Origin of the sequence: Roseomonas sp. TAS13, assembly GCF_001950415.1 — a bacterium.
Lineage (GTDB): Bacteria > Pseudomonadota > Alphaproteobacteria > Acetobacterales > Acetobacteraceae > Roseomonas > Roseomonas mucosa.
The window spans coordinates 1-978 of the sequence record NZ_BDLP01000711.1 but is presented as its reverse complement, the minus strand read 5'-3'; the positions used below and the strand labels follow the sequence as shown (position 1 = coordinate 978).

1 protein-coding gene is annotated in these 978 nt (G+C 72.2%); it reads right to left on the bottom strand.

Annotated elements, in window-relative coordinates:
- Nucleotides 1–822 carry a glycosyltransferase gene (locus ROTAS13_RS25035; RefSeq protein ID WP_253187780.1) on the bottom strand — a complete coding sequence of 274 codons (822 nt, stop codon included), beginning with the start codon at nt 820–822 and terminating at the stop codon, nt 1–3.
- Nucleotides 823–978: the final 156 nt, after the last annotated feature.

Sequence of the window (978 nt, the reverse complement as noted above, 5' to 3'; positions counted from 1 at the left end):
CTACACCTCTCTATGCTGACGTCGAGACTTGTGATCAAGAGACAGCGAGGCCGAGAAGGCCTCCAGCACCACATTGCCCAGCGGCTCGTGCCGGGACGGGCAGACGAAGACCTCCGCCCCGGCCAGCAGCGCCCCGGTATCGGTGCGCCAGCCCAGGAACGACACGCGCTCGCCCAGCCCCAGCTCGCACGCCAGCCCCTCCAACGCGGGACGCTCCGGCCCTTCGCCGGCCAGGGAGAGATGCGCCTCCGGCAGTTCCGCCAGGGCTCGCAGCAGCACGTCGAATCCCTTGTTCCGGTGCAGCCGGCCCATGGCGAGCAGCCGCCGCTTCCCCGGTGGCGCGGGCAGCGTGGCGGATGCGGCGCCGGCCATGTCGGGCACGAAATTCGGCAGGTGGTGCACGCGCCCGGGCGCCCAGCCCTGCGCGGTGATCCAGGCGACGAGGTCGCGCGTATTGGCCACCAGATGGTCGCAGCGCCGGTAGTGCCGCAGGTCGTAGTAGCCGCCCAGCCGCCCCACCAAGGTCCATTCCCCCTTTGGCGTGAAGCGCGCCGCGCGGTTCATCCAGGCCACCGTCACGGCGGGGCGGAAGCGCCCCAGCGCCGCGCGCAGGCGGGCCCCGGTCAGCAGGTCGAGCGGCCCGCCGAAGCCCAGGGTGACGGGAGTGAGGCCCCCTTCCCGCAGCCGCGCCTCGCGCGCCGGCTCGCGCCGGATCACCGGCAGGACTTCCTCGCCGCTGTCGTGCAGGCCGAGGCAAAGCCGCTCGTAGAAAGTCTCGGCGCCGCCCTGGACGGCGCCGGCCATGACCTGCGCGACCCTCACCGCGTTCCCCTCACCAGGCGCCCGGACTCGACAGGCCGGTGGACCGGGACGGGATGCGGCAAGGCGCGGCAAGGACTGTCGGCATGCGGGGGTGGTGGCACAGGCACGTGTGGCTGTCTCTTGATCACATCTACGCACAGCTCCACCGTAAGGCGA